The organism is Pseudidiomarina fusca (assembly GCF_032227045.1).
Taxonomy (GTDB): domain Bacteria; phylum Pseudomonadota; class Gammaproteobacteria; order Enterobacterales; family Alteromonadaceae; genus Pseudidiomarina; species Pseudidiomarina fusca.
Genome location: NZ_JANFPJ010000104.1, coordinates 1 through 580, shown reverse-complemented (window position 1 = coordinate 580; position 580 = coordinate 1). Strand labels below are relative to the sequence as shown.

Genomic DNA, 580 nt, shown 5'->3' with positions numbered 1-580 from the left:
GGGCGTTAAGTGGCTTGGAGGCCGCATTTGATATTCGAATTCATTAGAAGCCTGTTTTCCTTCGACCTGCTGGTTGAGTTGAGTGAAAATAAAATCACAATGCAAAAATTTTCAACCGGGCAATTTATTGAAATTGAACCTTGGATATCGCTAGAAGGCGGGAAGGGAAAAGAAAAGATTAAGGCTATTGGTCGAGAAGCTAAATCGTTATCGGGGCCAACTATTCAGACAACGAACCCTTTTTCACACACTAGAAGTTTTATCGGAAATTTCACGCTGGCTGAAAAGATATTGCAGCATGGTATTTTTACTTTGAATAGCTCAAAGTTAAGAGCCGCGCCGAGAGTAATCATGCATCAACTAGAAAAAACTGATGGTGGGCTAAGCGATATAGAGGAGCGAGTCTTACGTGAACTTGCAAGTGGTATGGGAGCAAGGGAAGTTTTGATCCATACTGGCAGTAAAATCAATGTACGCGCACAGAGCTATGATGATATTAAAGCTAAAATCAAAGCCACTTAACAAGTTGCTTAATTTCGTTCCGGCCACAAAAAGCGTGGCCTCCACTGGACTGCCTACG

1 protein-coding gene is annotated in these 580 nt (G+C 42.2%); it reads left to right on the top strand.

From position 1 onward, the window contains the following. The first annotated feature begins 99 nt into the window (after positions 1-99). A complete protein-coding gene (locus NOG12_RS13270; protein WP_110077057.1) occupies positions 100-522 on the top strand; it encodes a rod shape-determining protein in 423 nt (140 codons plus the stop codon). Positions 523-580: the final 58 nt, after the last annotated feature.

Bases quoted from the DNA above. Each gene is read 5' to 3' on its own strand.
- NOG12_RS13270 (WP_110077057.1), top strand. From the start codon at position 100: ATGCAAAAATTTTCAACCGGGCAATTTATTGAAATTGAACCTTGGATA.